Here is a 21,766-nt window from a genome sequence, read left to right on the forward strand (position 1 = left end):
GTCAGTCCGGATCAGGCGTGGCCGGTTTCCGGGGTGTTCGGCTGCGCACCCGCCTGGGCGTCGGCCTGCTGCAGATACAGCTGCGCGAAATCGATCGGCTCGAGCATCAGGGGCGGGAAGCCGCCGTCGCGCACCGCATCGGCCAGCACGCGGCGGGCGAAGGGGAAGAGCAGGCGCGGCGCTTCACCCAGCATGAAGGGCTGGATCTGGTCGGCGGGCACGTTGCGGAAACCGAAGAGACCGGCATAGCTGAGGTCGACGATGAAGGCGGTCTTGCCCTCGGACTCGGCGCGAACCTCGATCTTCAGGGTCAGCTCATGGACTTCCTCGCCGACCTGCGCCGCCGAGATGTTGAACTGCACGTCGATGCCCGGCGCGGTCTGCGCCTGATAGATGGCGGGCGCGTTCGGGTTCTCGAACGACAGGTCCTTCACATATTGCGAGATCATACCGGCGGCGGGGCCGGCATCGTCGCCGTTCGGCGCTTCAAAGCCCTGCGGCAAACCCTGTTCGTCCATCGTCGAAACCTTTGCGTTAGATCAAGGGAGATAAGGAACCGAAAGGGCGGGTTCGCGCGTTCGGCCATATAGTCGTTGCGCGTAGCAGCGGGTCGGCATGGTTTCAACCTTGCCCGCTTCGTCGGAAGGCCGGGTTTTCATTGTCGGCTCGTACGCCTATATCGGTCACGATAGTGAAAGGCGCCTGTGTTGTTATTCTACGTCGTTCTTCTCGCGATGGTCGCGCTCTTCCTCGCACTGCGGCTGTACAGTGTCCTGGGCAAGCGCACCGGCCATGAGCAGCAGCCGCTGGCGCGCAGTGCCGATGACCGGCCGCTGCCCGTGACGCTGCCCCGCACGACCGAGGCGGCGCAGGCGTCCGCGCCGGTCGCCAACCGCAACATCGATCCGCGCGCCGAACAGGGCCTGCGCGCGGTGATCGCGGGCGAGGCCGGCTTCGACGTGGCGCAGTTCCTGAACGGCGCACAGGCCGCCTATCGCATGACGCTGGAAGCCTTTTGGAAGGGTGACGAGGACGCGCTGGCCGATCTGGTCGAACGCGACGTGCTGGCCGCCTTTGCCGAGGCGATCGAGCAGCGGCGCGAGGCGGGCCATTCGCTCGACAATCGCCTGATCCGGGTCGACAGCGCCAAGATCGTGGATGCACAGGTCGAGGGTCGCGAGGCGCGCATTACGGTCCGCTTCGACGCCGATATCGCCGCCGTCACGCGCGATGCCGATGGCCATGTCATCGCCGGTTCGCTGAGCGATGCGGTCGAGACGCACGATGTCTGGACCTTCGCCCGCACGCTGAAGAGCGGCGATCCGAACTGGAAGCTCGTCGACACCGACGAAGCCTGATCCGGTCTGACGGGGGAAGCTCTGCGATGAGGGGGTATCGCGCCGCGGCCATGGTCGCGCTTTCGGTCAGCCTGTCGGCCTGTGCGGGGCGGATCGTTCCGCCGGGTGCATCGGCACCCTATCCGTCGCGCGGGGAAGCACAGCCCCAGCCCAGACCGCAACCACGCCCCCGGCCGGGTGGTTCCTCGGTGCAGCCGAGCGGCCCCAGCGTATCGCGCGTGCCCGATGGTCCGGTGCGGATCATCGCGGCGACCCCGCTGCCCGCCACCCCCGTCGTGACCGTTCCCGGGGCAGCGACGGCGGCGCAGGCCGGTGTGCTGGCCGGACCGCCGGTCGCCTCGCTGCCGATCACCGAGCCACAGGCCGAGGCGGCGCGGGCCGCTTTCCTGCTGTCCTGCCCCGGACTGATGCGGCGCACCGATGCCAGCGGCCTGACCCAGGGTGCGGACTGGCAGACCGCCTGCCGGGCCGCTGCCGTCGTGCCGCGCGGGGGTGCCCGTGATTTCTTCGCGCGCTATTTCGAGGCGGTGCAAGTCGGCGACGGCCGCTCGCTGGCGACCGGCTATTACGAGCCGGAAATTGCTGGCTCGCATGATCGGCGTTCGGGTTACGATGTGCCGATCTATGCCCGGCCACGCGATCTGGTCGATGTCGATCTGGGCGCCTTCTCGACCGACCTGAAGGGCAAGAAGATACGCGGCAAGGTGCAGGGCACCAACCTGGTTCCCTATGACGATCGGACCGCGATCGAGCAGGGATCGCTGGCGGGACGCGCGCCGATCCTGGCCTGGGGCGCGGACCCGGTCGAGGTGTTCTTCCTCCAGATTCAGGGTTCGGGGCGGCTGCGGCTGCCCGATGGTGGGATCATGCGGATCGGCTATGATACGCAGAATGGCCGCGACTATACGGGCATCGGCGCACTGATGAAGGCGCGCGGGCTGCTGGGGCCGGGCCAGACCTCGATGCAGGGGATCGTCGCCTGGCTGCACGACCACCCGGAAGAGGGCCGCGCGATCATGCGCGAGAATAAGAGCTTCGTCTTCTTCCGCGAGTTGAACGGCGCGCCGCAGGGGGCGATGGGCTATGCGGTGACGGGGCAGGTCAGCGCGGCGGCGGATCCCAAATTCGTGCCGCTGGGCGCGCCCGTCTTCCTGTCGATGGACCGGCAGGACGCGACCGGGCTGTGGGTGGCGCAGGATACCGGCGGCGCGATCAAGGGCGCGAACCGCTTCGACACCTTCTGGGGGGCGGGCGATACGGCGCGGGCGGTGGCGGGTGGCATGTCGGCGCGGGGCACGGCCTTCCTGCTGCTGCCGGTCGGAACGTTGGCGCGAGCCGGGATTGCGGCGCCTGTCGGGACGGTCGGTGCGATCCCTCAACCCTGACGAGGCGCATCTCTGGGCGCGGGTGATGGAAACGGTGCGCCCGTTGCGCGCCGCTATCGTGCCCGCCCGGCCCGCGCCGCCACCGCCGACCATGGAGGCCGTGTTCCAGGAAACGCCCGGCGCGCCCAAGGTGCGGGTGAAGGGTCGTGTGCCCCCGCTTCGCCAGCCCGCGGCGCCGCCGCCTGCACCCAAGAAGGGGCCGGGCGAGACGCTCGACGGCGGCTGGGACAAGCGGCTGTCGCGGGGCAGCGTGATGCCCGACAGTTCGCTCGACCTGCATGGCCACACGCTGGCCTCGGCCCATGCGTTGCTCGACCAGGGGCTTGGCCGGGCGATCGCGCGCGGCGACCGGGTGCTGCTGCTGGTGACCGGCAAGCCGCCACGTCCCGAGAGCGAGCGTCCCCATGCACGCGGCGCGATCCGCGCGGCGATCAGCGACTGGCTGGGCGCGTCGCGCCATGCCGATGCGATCGCGGCGATCCGCAACGCCCATCCGCGCCATGGCGGGCAGGGCGCGCTCTATATCGTGTTCAGGCGCCCGCGCGAGCGATGACACCCGCATAGATGCGGGTCAGCGTATGGAGGTCGTCGACCGCCACCGCTTCGTCCACCTTGTGCATCGTCGCGTTGAGTAATCCGAACTCGACCGTCGGGCACAGTTTCGACAGGAAACGCGCGTCCGAGGTGCCGCCGGTGGTCGATAGCTCGGGTTCGATCCCCGTCTCGGCGCGGATGGCGTCGGCGATCATCGCAGAGAAGGCACCCGGCTGGGTCAGGAACGCCTCGCCCGAGATGCGGCCCGTCACCTGCGCGGCGGGGGCATGGGCACGGGCGATGGCGGTGATCCGCTCGACCAGCGCCGCACCGCTCTGTTCGTCGTTGAAGCGGATCGAAAGCCGCGCCTGCGCTGCGCCCGGAATGACGTTGGTTGCGGGGTTGCCGACATGCAGGTCGGTGATCTCGATATTGGACGGCTGGAACCAGGCATTGCCGGTGTCGAGCGTTATCCCCTCGATCTCGGCCAGCATCGCGACCAACGGCGTGATCGGATTTTCGGCGAGGTGGGGATAGGCGACGTGACCCTGCCGCCCCGGCACGGTGATCCAGATATTGACCGAGCCGCGCCGCCCGATCTTCATCATGTCGCCCAGCCGCTGCGCCGAGGTCGGTTCTCCGACCAGGCACAGGTCGGGGGTCAGCCCAAGTTCCGCCATCCGGTCGATCAGCGCGCGGGTGCCATAGATGGCCGGGCCTTCCTCGTCGCCGGTGATGATCAGCGACAGGGGAATGGTCGGCTCCACCGGGATGGCGGCGACGAAGGCGGCGACCGCGCCCTTCATGTCCACCGCACCGCGTCCGAAGAGCAGACCATCGCGTACCTCGCCGGAAAAGGGCGAACCCTGCCAGCCGTCACCGGCGGGCACGACATCGACATGGCCCGCAAAGGCCAGATGCGTGCCCGTTCCGCCGCGTGTCGCCAGCAGGTTCTCGACCGGGCCGTCAGGTTCCTCGCCGATGGTGAAGCGATCGACGGCAAAGCCCAGCGGCACCAGCGCGGCCTCCAGCACGTCGAATACGGAGCCACGCGCGGGCGTGACGCTGTCGCTGCGGATCAGGGCCTGGGCAAGGGTGAGGGCGTCGGTCATGCCGCGCGGCATAGGCAGCGTACGCGCGAACGGCAATCATGCGATTGACGACGCTTACGGAGCCGATCCCGCCCGGCATCGTTCCAGCCCCTGCGTAACAGGAGTGATGTGATGAACGATCCCGATCCCAACGGCCACAAGGCCGGAAAGCGACTGCTGCTCTGGCTGCTGATCGCGCTGGGGATCGCCGGGGTGCTGGTCTATACCTTTACGTCGCGGGTGGCCGAACCGGCGGCTGAGCAGCGGGCACCGCTGAACGACGTTCCCCCGGCTGCTCGGTAGGTTTGGCGGGGGAGGGGCGTGGCCTTCGACTTCGCTCAGGCTGAACGGAGGTCGGTACTGAAACCCGTTCAGCCTGAGCGAAGTCGAAGGCCAAGGGAAAACCCTCACCCCACCGGCTGCTCGAACCGTTCGATGATCCATTCCTCTTCCTGCGCGGCGGCGATCCAGTCCTGCATGAAGGGATGGCGAAGCACTGCGTCCATATAGGGCATGGCAAAGCGCGCCACGGGCAGCTGGTAGGTGACGATCCGCGTCACCACCGGCGCGAACATGATGTCCGCCGCGCCGAATTCCCCGAACAGGAAATCGCCGTCGCCGCCGAAGCGCGCCCGCGCCTGCGCCCACAGCTCCATCATCCGCTTCAGATCGACGATCACATCGTCATCGGGCATCCGGGCGGGATAGACCTGGCGGATGTTCATGCTGTGCTTGCGACGCAGCGCCACGAAGCTGGCGTGCATCTCCGCCGCCATCGACCGCGCCATGGCGCGCGCGGCCTCGTCCTCGGGCCAGAAACGGTCGCGTCCGACCTTGTCGGCCAGGAAGTCGATGATCGCCAGACTGTCCCAGACGACCGCCTCGCCATCCCACAGGATCGGCACCTTGCCCGATGACGGCGCAAACTCCGCCCCCTCGCGGCGCTTGTCCCAGTCCGCGTCGTAGAGCGGCACGACCACCTCCTCAAAGGGAAGTCCCGACTGCCGACAGGCAAGCCAGCCGCGCAGGGACCAGGAGGAATAGGCCTTGTTGCCGATGATGAGCTTCATGGACCAAGGGGTAACCGCCCCGCCGGGCCGCCGCAACCGAACAAAAAAAGGCCCGCCCGGGGAACCCGGACGGGCCTTTTTGTTTCCGACGAACGCCGGATCAGAAGCGGGCGGTGGCCGCCACGCGGAAGAAGCGACCGATCAACCCCGAGAAATAGGGCTGGGTGCCGCCTGCCACCGCCGTGGCGGGGAAGGGGGCCGTCGCGTTGAAGACATTGTCGACGATGAAGCGCAGGTTGAACTGGTCGTTCACCTTCACGCCCACCGTGGTGTTGAACACCACCCAGTCGGTCAGGCCGCTGATGTTGCGGGCATTGGGGGCTTCGTCCAGATTGAACTTCACCTTGCCGGTATACTGACCCTGGAACAGGATGTTGAAGGTGTCGCCTTCATAGGTCAGGTTCGCGGTGCCCGAATGGCGCGGATAGCCGATTTCGCCCGCGTCATGGTTGATGTCGCCCACACCCACCTGGGTCTGCAGCTTGTCGCGGTAGAAATAGTTGACCGACAGGCCGACCGTACCGGCGTTCTCCAGTCCGACGCGGCTGAGCGGCAGGCGGTACGCAATGGTCGATTGCAAACCGGCCATCTCATAGGACGCGGCGTTGTAATAGCCCTGGCGGATCGTGGTCAGCTGGCCATCGGCACCGCGCGTGAACAGCCCGCAGAACTGGTTGGGATAGTTGCTCGAATCATAGCACGCATTCAGGATGTCGGTGCCGTCCAGCGAGCGGATGGCATCGTTCAGCTTGATATTGACCCAGTCGACCGCGACCGACAGGCCGGGGATGAAGCGCGGCTGCGCGATGGCGCCGACGGTCCAGCTATTGGCCTTTTCGTTGCGCAGATCGGGGTTGCCCGCGACCGTCACCGGAATGGTGAAGTTGCTGAAATTCGAATCGAACGTCGCAGGATTGATCCCGGCCGCGACGCAATTGGCACGACGCGTCGCGGGGTTGGGGCCATTGCCGACATAGCGTGCGTCGCACGGATCGAGGCCGGAGTTGAACGCCCGCGACGTCGGATTGAACACCTCGGTGATGGCGGGCGAACGGATCGAGCGGGTGAAGTTGCCGCGGAAGGTCAGCCCCTGGAAGAAGCCGACACGGCCGCCCGCTGTCCAGGTCACGTCGCCGCCCGACAGCGAGTTGTCGACATAACGCGCCGCGCCGTCGAATTCGAGCGTCTTGAGCCAGCTCAGCTCGTTCTTGCTGGACACGAACGGCACGACGACTTCGCCGAACACTTCATTGGTGTGGAACTTGCCACGAATGGGATCGATCGGGATGATACGACCATATTGCACGCGGCTGCCATCCGCCTGCGGTTCGCCATAATAATAGGCGCCCGGATCGAATTGCGTCTTTTCCTCGCGATGCTCGTAACCCAGCGACAGCGACACGTCGTTGCCGAACAGCTGGAAGACGGGGCCGTTGATATTGGCGTTGAACACCAGCTGCTCATTGGCCGAACGCGGCGTGGCGACGGTAAAGATGTAATCGCGCGCCGCCTGGCTGGCCTGGCCGATGCCGAAGATGTTGAGCGGGGCGCATGCACCGCCGCCGATCGACGGGATGGTCGCGTTCACCACGCCCGGACGGCAGGTGATGTTGCCCGAAGCGTCGCGCACCGCGTCGATGGCGTTGGCGAAATTCTGCTGGATCAGCTCGAAGTTGCGGCCATTGGTGATCGACTTGCCATAGACGGCCGAAGCCTCCCACTTGAAGTCGCGACCGAGCAGCGGCACCGTGCCGTCGAAGCCGCCGACGAAACGATACGTCTCGACCGTGGCTTCGGCGCGGCCCGTGGTCAGGTCGGCGAGCGCGCGGCCCAGATAGAACTGGTTCTGACCGGCGGGCAGGTTGGCCGCGATAGTCGCGCGGTCGGTGGCCGACAGATACGGGTTGTCGAGGCTGAGCAGCAGGTTGCCGTCCGGCCGCCCGGCATCGTCGAACAGCGCGGTGTTGTAGTTCGGCTGGTCGATCAGGTTCGTGCCCTTGCTGCGGACATACCATGCCTCGCCGAAGAAGCGGATGCGGTCGCTGAACTGATAGCTGGCCTGCGCGCTGGCGATATAGCGTTCGGAGGTGGTCAGCAGGTTCGACTGGAGCGGCAGGTTGTAACCGTTGCCGCCGCTGCTGATATAGCCCTGGCGCATCGGCGTGCCGAGGTCGAGCGGGGTCAGCGTGCCGTTCGCGCCGAACTGCAGCAACTGGCCAGCGGCATTGCGGATGCCCGAGCGGCTGGCGAGGAAGTCGTCTGCGCTGAACGGCACGCCGCCGATGGTGAACGCGCTGTAGCGCTGGTTCGGATAGAGGACCCGCTGGAACGCGCCCGCGGTGGCGGGGGTGCCGAAGAAGTAACCGGCGGCGGTGATGTCGCGGTCGGCGGCGGTCAGGCCGGTGACGCGGTTATACTCGCCCGAAAAGGTGATGTTGCCGCGCCCGTCGGCGAAGTTCTTGCCGGCCAGCAGGCTGAGCCGCTGGTCGGGGGCGTCACCCTTTTGCGACACGCCTGCCTGCGCCTGGAGCTGAAGCCCCTCGAAATTGCGCTTCAGGATGATGTTGACGGTGCCCGCGATCGCGTCCGAACCATAGATCGGCGCGCCGCCGATGGCGACGGTCTCGACCCGCTCGACCAGGCTGGTCGGGATGTTGTTCAGGTCGACCTGCGTACCGGCCGATACGGGGCCGAAGATGCTGGCGGTGTTGGACGACACGAAGCGGCGGCCATTGACCAGCACCAGCGTGCGCTGCGTGCCGAGACCGAAAAAGTCGACAAAGGTCTGGGCCGGGCCGAAGGACGACTGTGCGCCGACGCCGCTATTGCCCGGAGGACCGAAGGCCGGGATTTCGCTCAGCACCTGGCCGACATTGGTATAGCCGCGATTGGCGATCTGCGCCGCGCCGACGACCTGGGTCGGTTGCAGCGTCTCGAACTCGGGACGCGCGATCCGCGAGCCGGTGACGACCACGTCCTGGCCGCTCGCTGCGCTCTGGTCTGCGGGGGCGGTCTGCGCGGTGCTATCCGGCGCGGTGGCGTTTTCGGGTGCCGTCGGGGGCAGGGTCTGGGCCGCGACCGGGGTCGCGAGGAGAGTGAGCAACGCAACGGCGCTGACGTCGCGCAGCGCGCGCGAACGGATATTCCGGGACATGATACGCTTTCCCCAATTTATCTACTTGTATTCATGGGGCTATTCCCGAGCATGTCGGGACGTCAACAAAAGCGTCATGTTTGCTGACATTTATGAAGCGACGCGACTTTTATGCAACAGCGTCGGTTGATGGGCGATAAATCTGTCACATATGCAAACAGGGCGAACGACACAGGCGTGCCTTCGCCGCAACGGGGGTTGCGAGATGCCAGAACCTACGGAATTTGCGCGGGTTCCTCAATAAGCTGTCATAATTGGGAGACGCGTTATCCCGCGAATCGGGGAAGGCGGGGACCCGGCGCATCACGGCCGAGCCCCCGGCTGGGTTGCTCAGCCAATGGCTTCCAGCACGGCCGCACGCAGTTCAGGAATCCCCATGCCGCCCTCGCTCGACGTGGCGAGAATGTCGGGGTGCGCGGCGGCGCGCTTGCGCGCCTCGACCTCGGTGCGGGCGATGACATCGGCGAGTTCGGTCGCCTTCACCTTGTCCGCCTTGGTCAGGACGATGCGGTAGCTGACCGCCGCACGGTCGAGCATCTCCAGGATCTCGCGATCGACTTCCTTGATGCCGTGACGCGAGTCGATCAGCACCAGCGCGCGCTTCAAGGCCTGACGTCCGCGCAGGAAATCGTTCACCAGGAAGCGCCACTGCTTCACCATGTCCTTGGGCGCCTTGGCAAAGCCATAGCCCGGCATGTCGACAAGGCGCAGCAGGGGGGGCGTGCCGACGTCGAAGAAGTTCAGCTCCTGCGTCCGGCCCGGCGTGTTCGAGGTGCGCGCCAGCCCGTTGCGGTTGGTCAGCGCGTTGAGCAGCGACGACTTGCCGACGTTCGACCGCCCGGCGACCGCGACTTCCGGCACCACGGGATCGGGCAGGAATTTCAGCGCGGGCGCGGACTTCAGGAAGGTGACCGGCCCGGCGAACAGCTTGCGCGCCGACTCGACCAGCTCCTCCGAGAAACCTTCCGGCTTCTCGGTGGGGGCAGGGGTGGGAAGCTCGCTCACTTCTTGACGACCGGCTGCTTCAGGCCCGGATGGCGGGCATAGAGCAGGCGCTGCTGGAGGATCGAGATGCAGTTGGTCGTGATCCAGTAGACCTGAAGGCCGACCGCGAACGGGGCCATCACGAACATCAGCACCCAGGGCAGGATCGCGAAGACCTGCTTCTGCGCGTCGTCCATCGGCTGCGGGTTCATCTTGAACTGGAAGTACATCGAGATGCCCAGCAGGATCGGCACGACGCCGATCGCGATGAAGTGCGGCGGCACGAAGGGCAGCAGGCCGAACAGGTTGACCGGGGTCAGCGGGTCGGGCGCGGACAGATCCTTGATCCACAGCACGAAATGCTGGTGACGCATTTCGATCGTCAGCATCAGCACCTTGTAGAGCGAATAGAAGATCGGAATCTGGATCAGCGTCGGCAGACAGCCCGCCAGCGGATTGACCTTCTCCTGCTTGTAGAGGGCCATGACCTCCTGCTGCATCCGGACCTTATCGTCCTTGTAGCGTTCCTGCAGCGCCTTCATCTTGGGCTGCACCGCGCGCATCGCCGCCATCGAGGCGAACTGGCGCTGGGCGATCGGGAACATCAGCGCGCGGATCGTGACGGTCAGCAGGATGATCGCGACGCCGAAATTGCCGACGAGTTTGAACAGCCAGTCGAGATAATAGAAGATCGGCTTTTCGATGACGCGCAGATAACCCCAGTCCAGCGCGTAATCGAGCTTCGTCGCGCCTTCCTTGTCGGTATAGCGGTCGAGTAGCGCGACTTCCTTGGCACCCGCGAAGAAGCGCGTGGTCTGGGTGATCTGCTTGCCCGGCGCGAGCGTCTGCGGCTGGAGCGTATAATCGGCCTGATAGGTCTGGCCCGCGCCTGCACGGAACTGGCCGTCGAACGCCTTGGCCTGATCGGGGATCAGCGTCGCCAGCCAATATTTGTCGGTGAAGCCCAGCCAGCCGCCGGTGGTGGTGAAGCGGGTCGGGGCCTTGTCCAGGTCCTTCCAGTTCGGGCCGTAATTGGCCGAGCCGTTGTTGACCGACATCGGGCCGACATGGATCGTCCAGGTGTCGGGATCGGCCGAGATGCCGCGGTTCACATAACCATAGGCCGCGACCGGCACCGCCGCGTTCCCGCCGTTCGCCACCGTCTGCTGGACGGTGAACATGTAATCCTTGTCGACCGACAGGACGATACGGAACTGCTGGCCGGTGGCGTTGGCGGCGGTCAGCGTGACCGGCTGGCCGGGGCGCAGCACGGGCGCGCTGGCGGTCCAGACGGTATCGGCGGCGGGCGGGTTCAGCCCGTCGGTGCGCCAGCCGAAGCCCGCGAAATAGGCACCTTCGGCACCCGCCGGCGACAGCAGGCGGATCGGCGGGGAGTTCTTGTCGACCGTCTGCTTATAGTCGAGCAGGACGAGGTCATCGATCCGAGCGCCCTTCAGGTTGATCGAACCCTTCAGGCGCGGCGTGTCGATCGCCACGCGCGGGGTTTCGGCCAGCACGACCCTGCGGTCGCGAATCGCGGTCGGCGTCGTGGCGGTCGGGTTGGCCGTGCTGTTGGTCACCGGGACCTGCTTGCCGTCGACGATCTTGGTCGCGGGCGGATTGCTCGGGAAGAACTTGCTCTGGATGAGCGGCCATCCGAACAGGATCAGCGCCGCGATCACCGCGAACACGACGAAATTCTTGCGGTCTTGGTTCACGTGGAAACCCCGTTAGTGTCAGGGGACCGGGTCGGGTCCGTGCCCGCCCCAGGGATGGCACCGCGCAATGCGCTTGAGCGCCAACCAGCCCCCTTTGCCCGCGCCATAGCGGCCAATGGCCTGTATTGCATAGGCCGAACAGGAAGGTTGATAGCGACAAGTGGGCGGCAAAATCAGCGAAGGGCCGAGTTGCCAGCCCCGCGCGATGAGAATCAAGGCCCGCGCGAACAGGGTCACGCAGGCTCTTGATTCGACGGTGCGGGCTGGCGGTGTGCGCCGCCACGGGGGGTGCGCCCCTTGCCTCGGCCATGATGCACGCGCGGTTCGCGGGGCCTGTCCTGGCCGCCGGTGTCGGGTGAGGCGGCGCGGGTCAGCGCCTTGGCCAGCTCGGCGGTGAGCGCGGCATAGTCGCGCTCGATCCCGCCCTGCCGTCCGATCAGGACATGGTCGGCGCCCGCTATTCCCTTTTCCGGCAACAGATCGCGCGCGAGCGCCCGCAACCGGCGTTTCATCCGGTTGCGAACGACCGCGTTTCCGATCTTTTTGGTGACGGTGAAGCCGACGCGAATCGCCGCGTCACCGTCATCCCGCGGGCGAACCTGCAGCACGAAGCCGGGCATCGCCACGCGTCGCCCGCCATTGGCCGCGAGGAAATCGCGGCGGCGGGTCAGTGTCGTGATTACGCCGACAGCTTCTTGCGGCCGCGTGCACGACGCGCGCGGATCACGGCACGGCCGCCCGGCGTGGCCATCCGCGAACGGAAGCCGTGACGGCGAGCGCGCACCAGATTGCTCGGCTGAAAGGTACGCTTCATCGTTCATTCCTTGGATACGTCTGAATAAAAACGGCCGCCACGAGGACGGCCTTGGTGGCAAGCCGCTTACGCAAAGCGGGCTTTCAAGTCAATCCGCTGTGCGCACTCCTGCGTAGCCCTCTGCCCCTTGCGGTCGGGCCATATCCTTTGCAGGAAGCATAAGCGGGCAGGGGAGCGCCCGTACAGGGGGATTTGATGGCGACGATCGTGTCCACGGTGGCCTATCTGGGGCTGGAGGCGCGTGCCGTCGAGGTGCAGGTCCAGCTGATCGCCGGGCTGCCCGCCTTCAATCTGGTCGGGCTGGCCGACAAGGCGGTGGGGGAGAGCAGGGAGCGGGTGCGCGCCGCCATCGCCGCCATGGGCCTGGCCCTGCCGCCCAAGCGGATCGCGGTGAACCTGTCGCCCGCCGACCTGCCCAAGGAAGGATCGCATTTCGACCTTCCCATCGCGCTGGCGCTGCTGGCGGCGATGGGGGTGGTCGATGCCGAACTGCTCGCCGATCATGTCGTGGTCGGCGAACTCGCGCTGGACGGGCGGATCGGGCCGTCGCCCGGCGTGCTGCTGGCCGCGCTCCATGCCGGATCGCTCGACAAGGGCCTGATCTGTCCCGCCGCGCAAGGGGCGGAAGCGAGCTGGGCAGGCGGTGGCGCGGTGATCGCCGCACCCGACCTGCTCTCGCTCATCAACAATCTGAAGGGCCATTCCGTCCTGCCGACCGCCGAGGGCGGACTGGTGGAAGAGGGCGTGGCTGGTCCCGACCTGTCGCAGGTGAAGGGACAGGAAAATGCCCGCCGGGCGCTGGAGATCGCGGCGGCCGGAGGGCATAACCTGCTGATGAGTGGTCCTCCGGGGTCGGGCAAGTCGCTGATGGCCGCGTGCCTGCCCGGCATCCTGCCGCCGCTCGATGCCGCCGAGGCGCTGGAAGTCTCGATGGTCCAGTCCGTTGCGGGAACGCTGGCGGGTGGACGGCTGACCCGGACGCGGCCCTTCCGTGCGCCGCATCACTCCGCCTCGATGGCCGCGCTGACCGGCGGCGGGTTGAAGGCCCGGCCGGGCGAGGTGAGTCTGGCGCATCTGGGCGTGTTGTTCCTCGACGAACTGCCCGAGTTCCAGCGTGCGGTGCTCGATTCGCTGCGCCAGCCGCTGGAAACCGGCACGGTCAGCATCGCGCGGGCCAATGCGCATGTGACCTTTCCGGCACGCGTACAGCTGGTCGCGGCGATGAACCCGTGCCGCTGCGGCCATCTGGGCGACGCCGCGCTCGCCTGTGCCCGCGCGCCGCGCTGTGCGGCGGATTATCAGGCCAAGATTTCCGGGCCGCTGCTCGACCGGATCGATTTGTCCGTCGAGGTCCAGCCGGTTCGCGCGGTCGATCTCTTTTCATCCGCCGCCGCCGAATCATCGGCGACGGTCGGCGCGCGGGTGGCGGCGGCACGCGCGCGTCAAACCGAACGCTATCGCGATGCCGCCGTGACGGTGCGCACCAATGCCGAGGCCGACGGCCCATGGCTGGAACGCTTCGCCACGCCGGACGAGCCGGGCCGCGCCCTGCTGGTCGAGGCGGCCGAGCGAATGCGCCTGACCGCGCGCGGCTATACCCGCGTCCTGCGCGTCGCGCGGACCATCGCCGATCTGGCGGGCGCGGATCAGGTCGGGCGCATCCATGTCGCCGAAGCGCTCGGCTATCGCCAGCGGCCGCCGGTCAATTGATGGCGCGCAAGGCAATGCGCTGGATCACTCCGATCCTGTTGATGGTGTGTGGGCCGCCCCTGACATGGCTGGCCATCCTCTGGTCCGATCCCGTGGCGTCCGGCGTCCGCGGTCCGCCACTCTTCTATGGTCTGGCCGCGCTGGCGACCGTTCCCGGCCTCATCGGCCTGTCGATGCTGCCTCTGCGCACCCGCGCGAAGGCGCTGATCCTGCCGCTTTACCTGACCGCCCTCATCTTGGTCCTGCTCTATACTCTGGTGGTCTTCGTTTGCGTCGCCACCCACGATTGCCCCTGATCCCGGCAATCGGCGCTTGCGTACGCCGTCACCCTCGTCTAGCAGCGCGGCTTCGCTGCCCCTGTGGCGAAATTGGTAGACGCATTCGACTCAAAATCGAACGCCGCAAGGCATGCTGGTTCGAGTCCGGCCAGGGGCACCACTCCCGGTCAAAGATGGGCGCCGCGCCCTCTTTGACGGGAAGTCCGACAGAGACACCATTTTCCAGGCTCGAAACAGGGCCCGAAATGACTATCTCATGGTCCGACACGCTGACGTTCGAGACGAACATCCTGAGGTAGGACGAACGGAGCGAACTGTCGTCGCTTCGCATTTTCTTACGAAGCATGTCGCCGAAACGGTCGATCGTTTGTTCGTCGATCCTGCGCTTGCCCTTCGCCAGTTGCGCTTCCAGCACATCGATCCGGCTTGATACCGCCGCCAGTGCCGCCCGGTTTGTCGCCATGCGCTCGACAAACGCCGGATCTCGCGCGCTCATCGTCCCTTCTTCGATCAGGATCAGCAGATTATTGATCGCAGTGTTGAGCCGCGTCCGCTCCGAACGGCTTCGGGCAAGGTCCGCCTCACGTTCCGCCTGTCGACTTTGTGAGACATCGAGAACGCCAGCGAGCAATGTGCGCAACCGGTCTCTCCCCAGCAATCTCGCCTCGATCGCATCCAGAACCAGGCTATCCAGCTTTTCGCGCCGGATACTCGGACAGGCACAGGCGCCGCCACGGTTCACCCGGTCGTTGCAGACGTAGTAGGTATAGCGGCCACCTTTTCCGGTGCGGATCGTCATACCGCTTGAACAGCCGGGCATACCGCAGCGGGCGACGCCGGTGAGTAGCGTGGTGCCGGCGGCGACATGCGGCGCCATTCGCCTGGGATTGCGTGTTGCCCGCATGGCGGCCACGCGATCGAACTGATCCCGAGCGATGATCGGGGGACAGGTGACCGCGATAGCATCTTCCACGTCCGGGGTGATCCCATCGTCGTCGGCAGTACGATCGTGATAGACGCCGGTATAGACCTCGCGAGCCAGAATGCCGGCAACATTGCTGTTGGCGAACCTCGCACCTCGGAGGGTTCGCCCCGCTTCGTTCAACTGCTTTACGATCCAGCGCCCGCCGCGTCCGATGTCGGCCCAATCGAAAATCTGGCGTACGATCGCCGCTTCGGCTTCGACGATCGCCAGCTTTCGCCGTTCCTTCTCGCCGTCCTGCCGGGCAACATAGGTTTGGTAGCCAAACGGCACCGGACCGCCATTGTCAAAGCCTTGCCGGGCATTCTCCCTGCGGCTCTTCCGGGTGAGGATCGCCGAATCGCGCGCCTGCTCCTCGTCCATCATCGCGGTTATCGTCCGGGCGATCCGCTGACCGCGACCCCGGCCGAAATCCTGCGTGATCGACCGGACCTCGACACCTGCGTCCTCCAGCCTTCCCACTACATCAAAGAACAACCGCATGTTTCTGGCCATACGGCTGAATATGAACATCAGGACCAGATTCACAGGATGATCGGGCGCGGTGGCCTTTTGCACCAGCCGTTGAAATTCAGGGCGCTTGTCGGTCTGGCCGCTACGGCCAGCGTCGGCAAACTCCTCAACGATCATGATGTCATGCTTGGCCGCGTAGGCCTGAATAGCGCTGCGCTGGGCGTCGATGCTCTGAGGCGTACCGCCCTCCTTGTCGACCGACAGGCGCATATACGCGAAAGCCCTGGTCCGGCTGCGGGCAGCTTTTGCCATTTTTCCTGTCCCTATTTGTGTTCGAACAGCAAATCGAACTCACTGGCGAGTGCGTCGAGCACGAGCATGCATTCCCGCCGGGTGACGGCGGGTTGGCCAAGCCAGGACGGCACGTCGAGGCAGCCTCGAAGCTGCGCCTCGACGTTTGCTACCTCCTGTTGTTCGTGATCACTTTCGCCTGCCATCCGCTAGCGATGGCGGATCGCGGAATTCCAAGCGTCAACTCAGCCAGCCAAAAACTGCCTTCGCTCGCGTCCGTGTACGACGTCCAAACGGTACGATTTTATTGAAGTAAAGCAGACCCACAACACCACATTCAGCGGTCGGTTCACGCTCCCCAATTTCAGACGTCCATTCATCTTCACCCGTCGCCTCGAGCAGCGATGGAAGGAATGGCGAGAAGTGGGACAAAGCTGTCATTCCTGGGTTCCGGCCTGTATGGCAGGTCTTGCCGCGAGCCGACATTCAGCGTTTGCTGAATCGCCCTCGTGCGGCGGCCGCCACTAGGCCGGCTGCTGACTGTCTGCTTCTTGCGTGATATTTATGAAACCGGACTTACGTCATCACTACTCGGCGGATCACCCCGGGGCGCCAAATAGAAAGAGCGAAACGGACTGGCGCATTTGTGCTCGCGCGGAACTCCTCACCGGAGATCATCCGCCTAGTCGTGCTGATGTATGTGTGAGCGTGCTTCAACCGCTTCATTTCGGTTGCGGCGACGGGTTGCGGAACTCCAGGAATGAGTGCCATCTTGCGAGCAGGGGTGAGACATGCTGATCAATTGGTGTTTCAAGGGGGTCGCAGAAAGCGCGACCTTTAGCGATGCGATGGCCGAGCGGCTCGTCAACGACACCGGCATCTTCAGCAACTGGATCTTGGCCAATGGCGGCACCGCGTTAACCACCGCTCAAGGAGCGTCGCAGAGTGCCTTGTCGGCGACCGCGCTCGACGATCATGTGAATGCGTACAAAAAGGTGTCAGCGACGACGCCCTACATTTCGCTTGGCGCGGGATGCGTAGAGTATCAGGGTCGGGGAAAGCCGGCGCTTGTGCTTCCGGCGCTTGGTACGGCACTCAACTTCGCGACCCGAGGCGGGACGACGCCGGGGTTCGTCTTCCGCCTCTGGGTGGTCACCACACCCAAGCCCGCCGCCGACATCCCGGGGCTCGCCGAGGATGTTCGCGACCTGAAGCTGTTCTCAGGCTTCCACAAATATCATTATCAGGGCGAGGTAACGGCCAAGCTCTATGTGCCGCGCCGCCAGATCGCCTGGGTCATGAAGGTCGATGCGCAGGGCGATCCACTCGATGCGAGTTGGACCGGCGGTGACAGCGTGTTCGCCAACCCCGATTTCGTGGCGCCTGATGCCGTGTCGAACGTGATCGGTTCGCTATGAGATTAACCGGCACAGAAAACTGGTCAGACGAGACCATTGAGGCGGCGCTGTCCTTTGCCGATAATCTGCGCGTCTCGACAGTTTCGGTCATCCTCGCGGTTATCGTGCGAAATCTCCCGGGCGGTCCGATCAACCGCAATGCGTGGGAGCCGACCGATCTTGTCTACAAGCTCGGGGATGCTGCAGGACTGGCATTTGCCACCGGACGGGTAACTGAGGGATTGCAATTCGCGGCCGCCGCGTCGCGGATCGGCGGTCCGCCGCCGCGAAAAACGCTGATGCAGACCCTATTCTCTGCAACGCTCGGTACAATTGCAGGAACGCTCAGCGTCACGCTGTTCGAGGACGAGGTCACTATCAACGTTTCCGAGCCACGCAGCTATGTGTCGATCGATCTGTCAGATCATTCGATCACCGAGCGGCAGAGGCTGGCCGAGCTCATCATTCCAGCGGCATTCGCATCGCCAAGGTTTCTCGACGAGATCCATGGGCTCGCCGCCGATTTTGATCCCGAGTACCGAGTACCGACGATCGACTGGTTCGCGCGCCTGTCCCCGATGGTGCGGTTCGCCCGAGACTTTAAGCGGACAGGGCAGATGGACCAGTCGCTCCTGATGGGGAGCCTGCTCGATTATGAGGGATATATCGAGACGCTCCGGGACGATAAAGACGCTTGGCCGGAGATGGTGTTTCGAGGCTCGCTGATCGACTGGCCGTTGCTTGCGACCCTGGTTGGCATGCATCGCTGGTTGGAGACCGCACCGGACGCCGATCTCGTGGTCGGCCCGTCGACGCAGTTTCTCCATGATCTTTCGCGCGAGATCGCGAGAGCCACGGCGCCGACGCTTGAAGATGGAGGGTTGGCGTGAGCGCGTTCGTCGAAAATCGCGGCAGTAGTGCGCCGCGTAGCCCTTTCTCTCGTGATCGCATATGGTGAGCCCGACCGGAGCTTGAGAGGTGTTTAGGATCGAATGATGGAGGGAGCGTCGGCGATCGTCGAGAAACTTGATATGTTGGGCTACGCCACTGGCGTTGAAGTCGAACAATCATCCTCGGACGAAGGGGAAAAGATCGCCGAACCGTTCGATCCGGACGACATCGACGTCGTCACACGGTCGATGACGGTCGACCTTCTTTTGTCTCGCACCGAATCAGAGATGATCGATCTTCAGCCTGACTTTCAGCGACGCTGGGGCGTGTGGGACGCGCGGCGCCAAAGCCGCCTGATCGAGTCATTGTTGCTTCGAATCCCTTTGCCAGTCCTGTACGCTGCTGAGGATGAAGACGAACGTTGGGAAATCGTCGACGGGATTCAGCGGCTTTCTACGATTGCTCGCTTCATCAAGCCTCAGATCATCGGGGGTCAGCCACTCATCCTTACTGGGCTCGAATACCTCCACGATTATGAGGGCGCGGACTTCGAGGGGCTCAGTTCGCGGCTCAAGATGCGGCTCCGCGAAACCGAGCTGATCATTCACTTGATCCGCAAGGGCACGCCACCCGAAGTCAAATTTAACATCTTCGCCCGAATCAATACCGGCGGTATGGCACTGTCTGCGCAGGAACTGCGGCACGCCATCACCCCGGGCAAGGCGCGCGATCTTCTGGAGACCTGGGCAAGCCTGCCCTCGTTCGTCCGCGCTACCGATGGTAGCGTTCAGCCCATTCGCATGGATGACCGCGAACTCGTGCTGCGCTTCGCCGCATTCTACCTACTCGGACTTGAAAGCTACAAACAGCCGGACATGGACGGCTTCTTGATCACGGCCATGAAGAAGATCAACGAAACCGACGACAATGACCTCGCGGTCATGCAGTTCAACTTCGTCAGCGCGATGGAGAACGCCTATAAAATTTTCGGCCGCGACGCCTTCCGTAAACGGTTCGACAAGGAGGCCGGCCGGCTGCCGATCAACAAAGCCGTCTTTGAAGCGCTCTCGGTTAATCTGGCGCGGCTCACCCACGCGCAGCTCGCGATCCTCGGGCAGCGGGCCGAGGTGCTTCGGGAGGGTTTCATGGCGCTCTGCCATGACCGCTCATTCGAGAGCGCAATCTCGCAGGGCACGGGCGATATCCGAAAGGTCAATCGGCGCTTTTCCGCAATCAGCGAGCTAATCACTGGGGTTCTCGCTAATGCTTGATTATATCGGTCTTGAAAATTTCAAGGCGTTCGACGACATCGAACTAAGCCTTGGCAACTTAACTCTCCTGTCAGGGCTCAACGGCAGTGGCAAGAGCACCGTCCTGCAGGCGATAGGCGTGCTGCGGCAATCGTTTTACGGGAATTTTCTGCTAAATGGTGATCTCGCGCTTAATGGCGAGCTGGTCGACATCGGCACCGGTCGCGACGTCCTGTACCAAGGCTTTGACGCCGCCGAGATAGCTATCTCGCTCGGCGAGACGAGGCAGGGTCAGTCCGTCTCCTACCGCTGGCAGGCAGCGGCCGATCCCGATGCTGACGTGCTCACCTGCTCCGCAAAGCCAGCTCCGGGCGACTTTCCGCTGCTCGACGTCTTCGCTCAAGGCTTCCAGTTCCTGCGGGCTGATCGGATCACGCCGTCGGTGACTTCCCCGAAATCGCAGAACTCGGTTCGTCAACACCGCTTTCTTGGCCCCCAAGGCGAGTATACCGCACACTTCCTACTCGAGTTCGGCGAGCAGATCACCACTGCGGAGATCGTCCGGTCGCCCCACGAGCAGCGCGCAGGCAGCCTCATCGCGCAGGTCAACGCCTGGATGCAGGAATTCAGTCCAGGCGTTCGGGTGGAACCGGTCCCGGTCCCGATGACCGATCTCGTTCGTCTGGTTTTCTCCTACAAGGGCGAGGGCGCCGCGTACGGTGAGCCGCTGCGCCCGACCAATGTGGGTTTCGGTCTCACCCACGCGCTTCCCGTCGTCGTCGCCTGCCTCGCCGCAACGCCCAACACGCTGCTGGTTGTCGAAAATCCTGAGGCTCAGCTCCATCCGCGTGGACAGGCGTCGATCGGACGATTGCTTGCGCTAACAGCCGCCAACAACGTGCAGGTGATCATCGAAAGCCATAGCGACCACGTGCTCAACGGCGTTCGCCTCGCTGTGAAGGAGGGCTTGCTCGCGCCGCGCCAAGCCAAGTTGCATTTCTTCACGCGCAATCCCGGCGAAGCGAGCAGCTACGAAACTCCCGCGTTGAGTTCGGAGGGTCGATTGTCCTATTGGCCCGCCGGCTTCTTCGACCAATGGGAGAAGAGCTTGGACCGGTTACTCGATTAAGCCGCAATGCCGCTCCAGCTCTTCCTTAATGACCTGTCAGCGCCGGTCGGCGGCGTGCCGCGCGCAGAATCGATTGCCTACCTCAAAGCGATGGTCAAAACGATTCGCGCAGCGCGCAGCATAGACGATCGTCTAATCTTGAATTGCGATCAGCCGCTCAACGAACTGGTGCTCGGTCCCGGCCTTACGATCGCAACAATCCGAAATGACGGAGAATGCGTCGAAGAGAGCCAGTACCTAAAGACGCTCAACAATCGCGCACCGCTCGGTCGGGCGCTGGCGGAGGCCGATGGCCCGGATCATGAGGGCTTTGAATACAGGATGCCAGCCGCTGCTCCAATCTCGGCCGGTAGCCCAGCCAAGGCGCTCGGCCTTGCCCATCTGCTCAAAGGTCTCGGCGTCAGCCTTGCCTCCGACGCGCTCTGGCAGTCTCGCGAACTGGCGCTCAATCTGCTTGAACTCGATGCCAATGGTGACATTGCCGAATCCTTGGTTATCGCTCGCAATGCGAGTGCCGCCGACGACGTCGCAGCGCACGAAGCCGGCCTGCGCGACGATCTACGGCCGCCGATCCGTAATGGCGCCGATCTCTGGACTCACCGGGCCGAGCTCTTGCCCAATCTTGAATTCATTCCGAGGACGCGCGCGCAAATTGAAGAAATCCTCACCGGCGACCCGTTGTTCGATCAAGTCTGGATCAAGTTGTCGGGGCTCGACCAAGCGATCGCGACGTGGCGCGTCGCGCAGACGGCGCATCCGATGTTTCCCTTCAATGTCAGGCCCGAAAGCCGCCGGCGTATGCATCTCGTCAGGTTCAACGATGCCGATGGCGTCGAGCGCACCTTCAGTGACCATACCGATCTCGCGCCCATTGAGGGGCGCGTGCACTTTATCGTCGAGAGCGAACCGCATCGTCACGCTTTAGTCGGGCATGTCGGCCGCAAGCTCGGCATTGGCTGACGCTGGAGGCAGGCTCAAGCTCAGTTGATAAGAAGCATCGGGCTGTCGCTCTCGCCCCGCGCTTCCGTCGTTGGCAACCAGTGCTAATCGGCGTCTAGCAAGATCCTCGATTTTTTTGAGAGATCCAACTCTTGCTTGAAGCGAAATGTACGAACGGCAGATTTTAGGATCGAGCATGCTTAGGCTGAACGTAAGCGCTGTTGCGCGGTCACCTTGCTGATGGCGGCATAACCGGGGACGGATTGGCCTTTCTGGATAGCAGCAAGGCCTACAGCCATGACGATGTCATGTGACGATACTGGCACGAGGCCGGTTCG

Annotated in this window: 20 protein-coding genes, 1 tRNA gene and 1 pseudogene; 12 read left to right on the forward strand and 10 right to left on the reverse strand. The window is 64.4% G+C overall.

What is annotated here, in order from left to right; translation table 11 throughout:
• Positions 1 to 11 precede the first annotated feature (11 nt).
• Positions 12 to 518, reverse strand: a complete 507-nt coding sequence (secB, locus tag BSZ14_RS08755; protein ID WP_042490310.1) for a protein-export chaperone SecB — start codon at positions 516 to 518, stop codon at positions 12 to 14.
• Between the two features lie 186 nt (positions 519 to 704).
• Between secB and BSZ14_RS08760 the strand changes: the two genes are divergently transcribed.
• From BSZ14_RS08760 to BSZ14_RS08770, 3 genes are read left to right on the forward strand one after another with little or no spacing between them, the layout of a single operon-like run.
• Complete coding sequence (locus BSZ14_RS08760) at positions 705 to 1,358, forward strand: Tim44/TimA family putative adaptor protein (RefSeq protein ID WP_274533649.1); 654 nt, start codon at positions 705 to 707, stop codon at positions 1,356 to 1,358.
• A 26-nt stretch (positions 1,359 to 1,384) separates the two neighbouring features.
• Positions 1,385 to 2,743, forward strand: coding sequence for a murein transglycosylase A (locus BSZ14_RS08765; RefSeq protein ID WP_083748183.1), 1,359 nt, complete (start codon positions 1,385 to 1,387; stop codon positions 2,741 to 2,743).
• Between the two features lie 25 nt (positions 2,744 to 2,768).
• Positions 2,769 to 3,296 carry a Smr/MutS family protein gene (locus BSZ14_RS08770; RefSeq protein ID WP_076710629.1) on the forward strand — a complete coding sequence of 176 codons (528 nt, stop codon included), beginning with the start codon at positions 2,769 to 2,771 and terminating at the stop codon, positions 3,294 to 3,296.
• Here the strand turns inward: BSZ14_RS08770 and dapE are convergent.
• Positions 3,274 to 4,389: a succinyl-diaminopimelate desuccinylase gene (dapE, locus tag BSZ14_RS08775; protein ID WP_076710647.1), complete on the reverse strand. Its 1,116-nt coding sequence runs from the start codon at positions 4,387 to 4,389 to the stop codon at positions 3,274 to 3,276. The genes BSZ14_RS08770 and dapE overlap by 23 nt on opposite strands.
• 111 nt (positions 4,390 to 4,500) lie before the next feature.
• Between dapE and BSZ14_RS19625 the strand changes: the two genes are divergently transcribed.
• Positions 4,501 to 4,671 carry a hypothetical protein gene (locus BSZ14_RS19625; protein WP_158069193.1) on the forward strand — a complete coding sequence of 57 codons (171 nt, stop codon included), beginning with the start codon at positions 4,501 to 4,503 and terminating at the stop codon, positions 4,669 to 4,671.
• A gap of 104 nt (positions 4,672 to 4,775) precedes the next feature.
• Here BSZ14_RS19625 and BSZ14_RS08780 read toward each other — a convergent pair whose 3' ends face one another.
• The 7 genes from BSZ14_RS08780 to rpmH all read right to left on the reverse strand — a co-directional run bounded on the left by BSZ14_RS08780 (position 4,776) and on the right by rpmH (position 12,108).
• A complete protein-coding gene (locus tag BSZ14_RS08780) occupies positions 4,776 to 5,438 on the reverse strand; it encodes a glutathione S-transferase family protein (RefSeq protein ID WP_076710630.1) in 663 nt (220 codons plus the stop codon).
• Between the two features lie 100 nt (positions 5,439 to 5,538).
• Positions 5,539 to 8,592 carry a TonB-dependent receptor plug domain-containing protein gene (locus BSZ14_RS08785; RefSeq protein ID WP_076710631.1) on the reverse strand — a complete coding sequence of 1,018 codons (3,054 nt, stop codon included), beginning with the start codon at positions 8,590 to 8,592 and terminating at the stop codon, positions 5,539 to 5,541.
• 330 nt (positions 8,593 to 8,922) lie between these two features.
• A complete protein-coding gene (gene yihA / locus BSZ14_RS08790) occupies positions 8,923 to 9,597 on the reverse strand; it encodes a ribosome biogenesis GTP-binding protein YihA/YsxC (RefSeq protein WP_042490318.1) in 675 nt (224 codons plus the stop codon).
• The gene (yidC, locus tag BSZ14_RS08795; protein ID WP_076710632.1) at positions 9,594 to 11,294 is read right to left on the reverse strand and encodes a membrane protein insertase YidC; all 1,701 of its coding nucleotides are present in this window, start codon (positions 11,292 to 11,294) and stop codon (positions 9,594 to 9,596) included. The genes yihA and yidC overlap by 4 nt, the downstream gene beginning before the upstream one ends.
• A gap of 18 nt (positions 11,295 to 11,312) precedes the next feature.
• Positions 11,313 to 11,525 carry a membrane protein insertion efficiency factor YidD gene (gene yidD, locus BSZ14_RS08800; RefSeq protein ID WP_206744336.1) on the reverse strand — a complete coding sequence of 71 codons (213 nt, stop codon included), beginning with the start codon at positions 11,523 to 11,525 and terminating at the stop codon, positions 11,313 to 11,315.
• A gap of 2 nt (positions 11,526 to 11,527) precedes the next feature.
• Entirely contained in the window at positions 11,528 to 11,914 is a 387-nt protein-coding gene (rnpA, locus tag BSZ14_RS08805; RefSeq protein WP_445190539.1) for a ribonuclease P protein component, read from the reverse strand.
• 59 nt (positions 11,915 to 11,973) lie between these two features.
• The gene (gene rpmH, locus BSZ14_RS08810; protein WP_042490346.1) at positions 11,974 to 12,108 is read right to left on the reverse strand and encodes a 50S ribosomal protein L34; all 135 of its coding nucleotides are present in this window, start codon (positions 12,106 to 12,108) and stop codon (positions 11,974 to 11,976) included.
• Positions 12,109 to 12,303: 195 nt separating this feature from the next.
• Here rpmH and BSZ14_RS08815 point away from each other — a divergent pair, with 195 nt between their 5' ends.
• From BSZ14_RS08815 to BSZ14_RS08825, 3 genes are all read left to right on the forward strand, one after another.
• Positions 12,304 to 13,818 (forward strand): YifB family Mg chelatase-like AAA ATPase, encoded by a 1,515-nt coding sequence (locus tag BSZ14_RS08815; protein ID WP_076710634.1) that lies wholly within the window; start codon positions 12,304 to 12,306, stop codon positions 13,816 to 13,818.
• Positions 13,818 to 14,114: a hypothetical protein gene (locus tag BSZ14_RS08820; RefSeq protein ID WP_042490326.1), complete on the forward strand. Its 297-nt coding sequence runs from the start codon at positions 13,818 to 13,820 to the stop codon at positions 14,112 to 14,114. Before BSZ14_RS08815 ends, BSZ14_RS08820 begins: the two co-directional genes overlap by 1 nt.
• 57 nt (positions 14,115 to 14,171) lie before the next feature.
• A tRNA-Leu gene (locus BSZ14_RS08825) sits at positions 14,172 to 14,256 on the forward strand.
• A 519-nt stretch (positions 14,257 to 14,775) separates the two neighbouring features.
• Here BSZ14_RS08825 and BSZ14_RS20300 read toward each other — a convergent pair.
• A pseudogene (locus BSZ14_RS20300) lies at positions 14,776 to 15,843 on the reverse strand (recombinase family protein); the annotation flags it as partial.
• A gap of 770 nt (positions 15,844 to 16,613) precedes the next feature.
• On the opposite strand from BSZ14_RS20300, the gene BSZ14_RS08845 reads away from it, so the two are divergent.
• The 5 genes from BSZ14_RS08845 to BSZ14_RS08865 all read left to right on the forward strand — a co-directional run bounded on the left by BSZ14_RS08845 (position 16,614) and on the right by BSZ14_RS08865 (position 21,449).
• Positions 16,614 to 17,240 (forward strand): hypothetical protein, encoded by a 627-nt coding sequence (locus BSZ14_RS08845; RefSeq protein WP_076710635.1) that lies wholly within the window; start codon positions 16,614 to 16,616, stop codon positions 17,238 to 17,240.
• A complete protein-coding gene (locus tag BSZ14_RS08850; protein ID WP_076710636.1) occupies positions 17,237 to 18,109 on the forward strand; it encodes a hypothetical protein in 873 nt (290 codons plus the stop codon). Before BSZ14_RS08845 ends, BSZ14_RS08850 begins: the two co-directional genes overlap by 4 nt.
• Before the next feature lie 102 nt (positions 18,110 to 18,211).
• A complete protein-coding gene (locus BSZ14_RS08855) occupies positions 18,212 to 19,381 on the forward strand; it encodes a DUF262 domain-containing protein (RefSeq protein ID WP_076710637.1) in 1,170 nt (389 codons plus the stop codon).
• On the forward strand, positions 19,374 to 20,489 hold the full coding sequence (locus tag BSZ14_RS08860; protein ID WP_076710638.1) for a DUF3696 domain-containing protein: 1,116 nt from the start codon (positions 19,374 to 19,376) through the stop codon (positions 20,487 to 20,489). Before BSZ14_RS08855 ends, BSZ14_RS08860 begins: the two co-directional genes overlap by 8 nt.
• A 6-nt stretch (positions 20,490 to 20,495) precedes the next feature.
• Positions 20,496 to 21,449, forward strand: coding sequence for a hypothetical protein (locus tag BSZ14_RS08865; RefSeq protein WP_076710639.1), 954 nt, complete (start codon positions 20,496 to 20,498; stop codon positions 21,447 to 21,449).
• Positions 21,450 to 21,766 lie beyond the last annotated feature (317 nt).

The sequence above is a fragment of the Sphingomonas sp. Sph1(2015) genome (assembly GCF_001970915.1).
In the GTDB taxonomy this organism is placed as follows: domain Bacteria; phylum Pseudomonadota; class Alphaproteobacteria; order Sphingomonadales; family Sphingomonadaceae; genus Sphingomonas; species Sphingomonas parapaucimobilis.